We start from the raw sequence: 7,341 nt of genomic DNA on the forward strand, positions 1-7,341 counted from the left end.
GGCGGCGGTCCGGGCAAGGTCGGGGAGACGGAACGGACATGCGCAACGCGACCTACGGAACAGCGCTGACGCTGATGATCGGCTGGCTGATCTGGATCGGCAAGCCGGTGCTGATTCCCGTCATCGCCGCCGCCATCTCCGTCTATGTGCTCTCCACCGCTGCCGAGAGCATGCGGGACGTGCCGCTGCTGGGCCGGCTTCCGGACTGGGCCAGACGGATCCTGATCCTGATCGCCTTTGTCTTCGCGGTGGCGCTGCTGTTCGTGCTGGTGATCAACAACATCGCCCAGGTGGCCGGCGCGCTGCCGCGCTACGAGGCCAATCTTCAGCTTCTCGTGACCCGCGGCGCCAGCCTGGTCGGCATCCAGGACGAGCCGACCTGGGAGAATGTGCGGCGCGCCACCCTGGGCCAGGTCGATTTCCGCTCCTGGATCGCCCCGGTGCTGCTGTCGCTGCGCGGCTTCGGCGCCACGCTGTTCCTGGTGGTGCTCTATGCCAGCTTCTTCATGGCCGAGCGGGGCATGATGTCGCGCAAGATGGTGATCGCGCTGGGCGGCAAGGAGGCGGGCGACCGCGCCCTGTCGCTGCTGTCGCGGATCAACGAGCGGATCGGCCAGTATCTGTTCGTCAAGACCGTGGTGAACCTGATCCTCGGGACTGCGTCCTTCGCCATCATGCTGCTGCTGGGGATCGAATACGCGCTGTTCTGGGCGGTGCTGATCGCGTTCCTGAACTACATTCCCTATATCGGGTCGATTGTCGGGGTGCTGTTCCCGGTCCTGCTCAGCCTCGCGCAGTTCGGCACGCTGTGGATGGCGGGGGTCGTGCTGGTGTCGCTGTCGGCGGCGCAGATCTTCGTCGGCGCGATCCTGGAGCCCAGGATGATGGGCCGCGCCTTCAACCTGAGCCCCCTCGTCGTGCTGCTGGCGCTAGCCTTCTGGAGCGCGCTCTGGGGCCTGCCAGGCGCGCTGCTGGCGGTGCCGATGACCGCCAGCCTGGTGCTCGTGCTGGCCGAAATCAGGGCGACGAGGCCGGTCGCGGTGCTGCTGTCGGCGAGCGGCAAGGTCTGATCCTCCCGCGCGCCCGGCGCCGGCCCGGCGGACGCCGCGGGCCGCGCCGCTACGGCGCGCCGACGATGCGGGCGAGCTTGCCCAGCGTCTGCAGCCCCAGTTCCACCGCGCCGAAGCCCTTGGCGGTCTCGAACTCGGCCTGCGTGTTCATCACCATGCCGAGCGTCACCCTGGTGGCGCCGTCCTCGTCCTCGAACAGCACCCAGGCATCGGCATGTTTCGGCCCGTTCTCGCCCCAGAGCAGCGTGTAGCCGATCCTGTCGCCGTTGCGGACCTCCCGGTAGAGATGATGGTTCGGGTAGACCGTGCCGTCGGGGCCGATCATGTCGAACACCCATTCGCCGCCGGTGCGCAGATCGATGCGCTGGGTGCGGCAGGAGAACCCGTCCGGGCCCCACCAACGGGGCAGGCTCTCGGGATTGAGCCAGGCGCCCCAGACGAGATCGCGCGGCGCCGCGATCGTGCGGCTGATGACCATGGTGCGCTCGGCGACGCCGGCGAGATTGGCGAGCCCGGCGTCGAAGCCCTGGCGGTAGCCGTCCTCCATGTTTTTGGCCAGCGAGGAGAGCTGCACGGTGACCGCGATGCGGCTCTCCGCCTCCGTGCCGGAGATCTCCGCCGTCACCAGCGACGCCGAGTGGGTGACGCCTTCCTGCGAGATCACCTCGTAATTGACGCTGCGGCGGCCGGGCTCGAGCGCCAGCCATCCGGCCTCGCAGCGCATGTCGGGCTCGCCCGACACCTTGCACAGAGAGACCTCGCGGCCGCCGACCCGCGTGTCGGCCTCGAGGAACTCGACCGTGACCGAGGGCGCCGGCGACGCCCAGACGGCGCGTGCCGTCGGCGCGGTCCAGGCCTGCCACAGGGTGGCCACGGGCGCCTTCACCCGGCGCTCGAACGAAAGCGTTGCGAAACCGTCGCTCATCGGCCCAATCCCTTTGCATAGGCCTCGAGCTGGGTGACCACCGTGCCCCAGCCGTCGAAGAAGCCCATTTCCTCGTGCGTGGCGCGGCTTTCGGGATTGCGGTGGCGGGCGATCGCCGTGTAGCGCGTGCCGCCGTCCGCCGTGTCGGCGAGGATGAGGATCGCGGTCATGAACGGTTCGGGCGCGGGCTTCCAGCCTTCGGTATAGGCATCGGTAAACACCAGCTTCTCCTCGGGTACCACCTCGAGATAGACGCCGCGATTGTCCATGACAGTGCCTTCGACGTCGAAGACGGTGTTGAAGCGGCCGCCGACCCTGAGGTCGATGTCGACCGCGGTCACCTTGTGCGGCACGGGTATGAAGAAATGCGGGATGTGCTCGGGCTGCGTCCAGCATTCCCAGACCAGGCTCCGCGGCACCGCCAGCGTGCGGGTAAAACTCAAATCCGTCTGAGGATCCAGTTCCAGTGTCATGTGTCTCGCTCCTTCATCAAAGTCATCACATACTCATCCAGCCGGTCGAGCCGGGCCTCCCAGATGCTGCGCTGCTCGGCGAGCCAGGCCTGCACCGGGGTGAGCGCCTCGGGCACGATGGCACAGGTGCGCACCCGCCCGTCCTTCGCCGTGGCGATCAGCCCGGCGTCTTCCAGCACCGACAGGTGCCGCATCACGGTGGGCAGCCGGAGCCCGGTGGGGCCGGCAAGCTCGCTCACCGGCGCGGGCCCCTCGGCCAGCCGCGTCAGGATCGACCGCCGCGTCGGGTCCGCCAGCGCGTGGAACAGGTCGGAGAGGTCGGTGTCATGCTTAGCCATGTGTCTAACTATCGCGAGAGGACGGCGGCGTCAAGGGATAGTTTGCAAGGTTGCTAAGTGTTTTTGGGCGCACCAAGGACCACCGCCGCGGCCGGAAACCGGCGGCAGGCCCTGAGCACGCCGCGTGGGAGACGACGGCGATCGCAATAAATCGGTTGATCTCGCCGGGATTAGCTGGAAGGACGTCCCGCAAAGCCCAATCGGAGCAGCGTTGGTTCGGATTGGATGTGACACCTTCCGGGACACCGCCATGACCATCGCTCATCTCGTCACCCATTCCGGCGGCTTCCATGCCGACGAACTGCTGTCTTCCGTCGTGCTGACCGGCCTTTTTCCGCGAGCCGAACTCAAGCGCAGCCGCGACCCGCGCTGGCTCGCGCCGGCGGCCGACAGGATCATCTTCGATGTCGGCGGAGACTATGACGCGGCGCGCCAGATCTTCGACCACCATCAGCGCCCGAGCCCGCTGCGCGACGACGGCCAGCCGCTGAGTTCCTTCGGCCTGATCTGGGCCCATTACGGACGGGCCTATCTCGAGGCCCTCGGCGTGCCCGCGGCGGGCCTCGAGGAGATTCACTCGGCCTTCGACACGCGCTTCGTGCTGCCCATCGATCTCCTGGACAATGGCGCGATAGACCCCGGGGTGGCCGGGCCGCTGTCGGTGCTGACCCTGCCCGCGCTGGTCGAGAGCCTGAAACCGGTCTTCGACGACCCCTCCCCCACCGCCGACGACGACGCCTTCCTCAGGGCGCTGCCGATCGCCCGCAGCTTCGTCGAGGCCTTCATCGCCAACCTCGCCGCCAAGGGCCGCGCCGAAGGCATGGCGCTCGACGCGATCGCCCGCGCCGGGACGTCGCCGATCCTCGAACTGCCGATGGGCATGCCCTACCGCGCGGCGCTGGAAAAGGCCGGGGCCGACCACCTGCTGTTCGTGGTGATGCCCCGCGGCGACGACTGGACGCTCAACGGCATCAAGCTGTCGGACGACACCTTCGACCAGCGCGCCGACCTGCCCGCCGACTGGGCGGGCCTGACCGATGCCGCCCTGGAAGCCGCCACCGGCGTCAAGGGCGCCAAATTCTGCCACAACGCCCGCTTCATCGCGGTGGCCGATTCGCGCGAGGCAATCCTCAAGATGGCGGAGGTGGCGGTGAAGGCGGTTCGGGGGTGAGGGAGCTGCTTGTGGATGACAGCTTTGCGCCCCCATTTCGGTCGTTTGAAGCCTCTCTGCCTGCTACCGAAAGCTGCCTTTCATTTCGAGGCGAGCAAATGCACATATAGGACGGTGGACGGACGTTCAGCACCGAATAAGCAAACAGCGGCAATGCGGACCATCGCTCGCCAGAAGTGCTTCCGGCTAGCGACGGCTCGCACACTTATGCTGCGCCCTGAAATACCGCTTCGATGTTGTTTCCGGCCGGGTCGATGACGAAGGCCGCATAGTAAGTGTCATGATACTTCGGGCGTATGCCCGGTGCACCATTATCCGTTCCGCCAGCGGTCAGGGCGGCGGCGTGAAATGCCTCCACCTGTCTGCGATCATCGGCGCGAAATGCAAGATGAACTGGGGTTGGCTTTGATCCCTCAACCGCACCAATGAAAAACTCGACGCGCTCGCGTCCAAAACCGGCGATGCCTCCTTTGGCGCGTTCGATATAGAATTTTCTATTTATGCCCAGGGCCGCAAGTGCAGCTTCGTAAAACCGCTGTGTTTCTTCAATATTGGTTGTCTTGAGGCTGATATGATCGAAAATGCTCATTCTTGTGTCCTCTCATTGACTGTCTTGGTTGCCTACAGGAGCGAGTCAAATTGTTGGAAGCATTCCTCCATCCAGGCGAAGGTTCGAGCCGGTGATGTAGGAGGACCGCGGGCTGGCTAGAAAGACTACGGCATCCGCGATCTCCTCCAGCGTACCAACCCGTCCGATGGGGACTTCAGCGAAGAGTGGAAGGACCTCTGCTTCCACCTCTTCCCACGGCGCTTCCGACGCAACTCCCCTCTGCTGCGCGACCTCGCGGAACTTGCGTTCGAGTTTCTCGCTGCGGATCGTGCCGGGCGAAACTGCGTTCACCGTCACCCCCTCGGCCGCAACCGCCTTGGCCATGGAAGCCGACATCGCCAGCATCGCGGCCTTGGCGGCCGAATAGTCGGGGTTTCCTGCGGGGGGCATCAGCGCGGCGAGGCTGGAAATGTTGATGATCCGCCCCCACCCGGCATGGCGCATCTGCGGCAGGACCGCCTTCGCCATACGCATGGCCGCCAATACATTGGCATCATAAGTCGACGCCCATGCGCCAGCTTCTGTTGAGCTCCAGTCCGAGTTGCCGCCCGAGCCGCCCGCGTTGTTGACGAGGATGTCGATGTTTCCAATCCCGCGCACCTCGGCCAACAGCGAATCGACCTCCGCTTCGTCTGTAATATCCCCTGTGACAACATAAGCGGTCCCACCGTCCTGTACGATCTGACTTACCACCGAAGCGGCCACTTGCCGGTCGCGCCCGTGAACCATCACCACCGCACCTTCGCGTGCCAGCGCGCGTGCGATACCTGCGCCAATGCCCTTGCTACTGCCGGTCACTAACGCAATCTTACCGTCAAGGTGTAAATCCATGTTCGGGCTCCTTCTATGTTGAGCCCCTGATGTAGGAGCGACAAGATGGACCCCACAAGAGCGCACAAAAAGGTACCTATGCCCAAGCTTGACCGTCGCGCCTGCCTCGGGCCGGACGGTGCGGTCGCCCATGTGACCCGCTGCCTGAAGATGATCAACGGGAGATGGAAGCTGCCGATCCTCTTCCGCCTCTATGCCGACGGGATACAGCGCAGCTCTCAGTTCTTGCGCGACATCCCCGAAGTTTCGCAAAAGATGCTGACCCAGCATTTGCGTGAACTTGAGATCGACGGGCTGATCAAAAGGACAGATTTTGGAGAAAAAATCCCTCGGGTGGAATACTGCCTAACTGACCGTGGTGAAGCACTGATGCCAGTGTTGCTTGCTGCACGTCAGTTCTCGGAAGATCACGATCAAGCGACCTGATCGCATGTTATCCCGGCCTCATGGGTCAATGCTGCTGTGCGAAGGGGCACGATGCCCTTTAGGGCTCGCAGTAGACCTCTGCCACGTTTCCGACAAGTGCCTGCTCGGGAGTCGGAAACGACACCACTGCCAGGCCGATGAATGTCAAATACTGGCGATCAGAGTAAGTAAGCCGCCCGTCCGCTCCCGGCCCCATTCCAGCCGCTCATCCCGGACACCAACTCTGGCTTCGTAGGCCATCGCATCCCGCCCGCCGGTGCCCCGCCTCGCCCTCACTCCGGGTTCTTGAACGGACCCCGATACCCCTTCGCCATGACCTCTCGCTCGTGCTTGAGCATCCAGTGCACCGTTGGGAAGGCGATCTCGTCGGTGGGGAGATTGTCCCAGTCGAACAGCGCCACTTCGAGGCTTTCCTCGCCCACGCCGAAGAGCGCCGCGCCCGCGCCCGGGTCCATGAGTTCGGCGCGCCAGATGAGCTGCACCTGGCTCAGATGCGGCACCGAATAGACGGCCAGCAGCTCGCCGAGCTTCAGATGCGCCAGCGCTTCCTCGCGCGCTTCGCGCCGTGCGCCGTCCTCGGGGGTTTCGTTGAGTTCGAGATAGCCTGCGGGCACGGTCCAGAAGCCGCGGCGGGGCTCGATGGCGCGGCGGCACATCAGCACCTTGCCCTGGTGGCGGACGACGGAGCCCACGACGATGCGCGGGTTCTGGTAGTTGACGAAGCCGCAGGTGCGGCAGACGTCGCGCTCAAAGGTGTCGCCTTCGGGAACCAGGCGGTCGAACTGTTTTTGTGTGCTCATGGCCCGGACTATAGGGCCGCGACGGCCCGAGGGCGAGATCTGTCGAGGGCCGGGCCGACAAAAACCGTGTCCGGCGTCAGCTCGCCGGCGCCATCGCCTTCTCGATCGCCGGCAGCAGCTTGTCGCGCAGCGCGTCGACCGAGAACGGGCCGATCTGCTTGAACAGGATCTCCCCGTCGGGCGCCACCAGATAGGTTTCGGGCACGCCGTAGACGCCCCAGTCGATGGCCGCCTTGCCGACAGGATCGACGCCGACGGCGGCGAAGGGATTGCCGAGCTCGTCCAGGAATGCGAGCGCGTTGTCGGTCTTGTCCTTGTAGTTGATGCCGACCAGCATGATCCGGGGATCGCGGGCGAGCTCGAGCAGGATCGGATGCTCCTGCCGGCAGGGCACGCACCACGAGGCCCAGACATTGATGAGCGCCAGCTTGCCTTCGATGGCTGCGTCTGTGAGCGCCGGCACCTGGGCGCCGTCCGCCATGAGCCCCTCGAGCGGGGCCAGATCGAGCGACGGCGCCTTGGCGCCGATCAGCACCGAGGGAATTTCGCTGGCGTTCTTGCCCGAGCCGAGCTGGTAGAGAAACACGCCCGACAGCGCGATGAACAGCACCAGCGGCAGGAACGCGATCGCTAGCCGGCGCCGGCTTGCGGGCGGCGCCTCGTCGTCAGCGGGTGAACTCATGCGCGCGGCCCGCCC

10 protein-coding genes are annotated in these 7,341 nt (G+C 65.3%); 3 read left to right on the forward strand and 7 right to left on the reverse strand.

All coding sequences use genetic code 11. From position 1 onward, the window contains the following. Window positions 1–38: 38 nt before the first annotated feature. Window positions 39–1,070, forward strand: a complete 1,032-nt coding sequence (locus tag LL06_RS17865; protein ID WP_035529942.1) for an AI-2E family transporter — start codon at window positions 39–41, stop codon at window positions 1,068–1,070. Window positions 1,071–1,119: 49 nt separating this feature from the next. Here LL06_RS17865 and LL06_RS17870 read toward each other — a convergent pair whose 3' ends face one another. Genes LL06_RS17870 through LL06_RS17880 form a run of 3 tightly spaced genes read right to left on the reverse strand, consistent with a single transcriptional unit; the run spans window position 1,120 to window position 2,806 of the window. After that, window positions 1,120–1,995, reverse strand: coding sequence for an SRPBCC family protein (locus tag LL06_RS17870; RefSeq protein ID WP_035529944.1), 876 nt, complete (start codon window positions 1,993–1,995; stop codon window positions 1,120–1,122). Next, window positions 1,992–2,468 carry an SRPBCC family protein gene (locus LL06_RS17875; protein WP_201772355.1) on the reverse strand — a complete coding sequence of 159 codons (477 nt, stop codon included), beginning with the start codon at window positions 2,466–2,468 and terminating at the stop codon, window positions 1,992–1,994. Before LL06_RS17875 ends, LL06_RS17870 begins: the two co-directional genes overlap by 4 nt. Beyond that, window positions 2,465–2,806 (reverse strand): metalloregulator ArsR/SmtB family transcription factor, encoded by a 342-nt coding sequence (locus LL06_RS17880; protein WP_035529947.1) that lies wholly within the window; start codon window positions 2,804–2,806, stop codon window positions 2,465–2,467. Before LL06_RS17880 ends, LL06_RS17875 begins: the two co-directional genes overlap by 4 nt. Before the next feature lie 250 nt (window positions 2,807–3,056). Here LL06_RS17880 and LL06_RS17885 point away from each other — a divergent pair, with 250 nt between their 5' ends. Beyond that, window positions 3,057–3,977: an MYG1 family protein gene (locus LL06_RS17885; protein ID WP_035529949.1), complete on the forward strand. Its 921-nt coding sequence runs from the start codon at window positions 3,057–3,059 to the stop codon at window positions 3,975–3,977. Between the two features lie 205 nt (window positions 3,978–4,182). Here the strand turns inward: LL06_RS17885 and LL06_RS17890 are convergent, their stop codons facing one another. Together LL06_RS17890 and LL06_RS17895 are read right to left on the reverse strand one after the other, a co-directional pair. Next, window positions 4,183–4,566, reverse strand: coding sequence for a VOC family protein (locus tag LL06_RS17890; RefSeq protein ID WP_035529952.1), 384 nt, complete (start codon window positions 4,564–4,566; stop codon window positions 4,183–4,185). A 45-nt stretch (window positions 4,567–4,611) separates the two neighbouring features. Continuing rightward, window positions 4,612–5,418 (reverse strand): SDR family oxidoreductase, encoded by an 807-nt coding sequence (locus LL06_RS17895; RefSeq protein ID WP_035529954.1) that lies wholly within the window; start codon window positions 5,416–5,418, stop codon window positions 4,612–4,614. 45 nt (window positions 5,419–5,463) lie between these two features. On the opposite strand from LL06_RS17895, the gene LL06_RS17900 reads away from it, so the two are divergent. Next, window positions 5,464–5,844, forward strand: coding sequence for a helix-turn-helix domain-containing protein (locus tag LL06_RS17900; RefSeq protein WP_035529956.1), 381 nt, complete (start codon window positions 5,464–5,466; stop codon window positions 5,842–5,844). A gap of 272 nt (window positions 5,845–6,116) precedes the next feature. On the opposite strand, the gene LL06_RS17905 is transcribed toward LL06_RS17900, so the two are convergent. Both LL06_RS17905 and LL06_RS17910 read right to left on the reverse strand, forming a co-directional pair. After that, window positions 6,117–6,644 (reverse strand): NUDIX hydrolase, encoded by a 528-nt coding sequence (locus tag LL06_RS17905; protein ID WP_035529958.1) that lies wholly within the window; start codon window positions 6,642–6,644, stop codon window positions 6,117–6,119. 76 nt (window positions 6,645–6,720) lie between these two features. Next, on the reverse strand, window positions 6,721–7,326 hold the full coding sequence (locus tag LL06_RS17910; protein WP_035529960.1) for a DsbE family thiol:disulfide interchange protein: 606 nt from the start codon (window positions 7,324–7,326) through the stop codon (window positions 6,721–6,723). Window positions 7,327–7,341: the final 15 nt, after the last annotated feature.

Origin of the sequence: Hoeflea sp. BAL378 (assembly GCF_000759435.1) — a bacterium.
Lineage (GTDB): Bacteria > Pseudomonadota > Alphaproteobacteria > Rhizobiales > Rhizobiaceae > Hoeflea.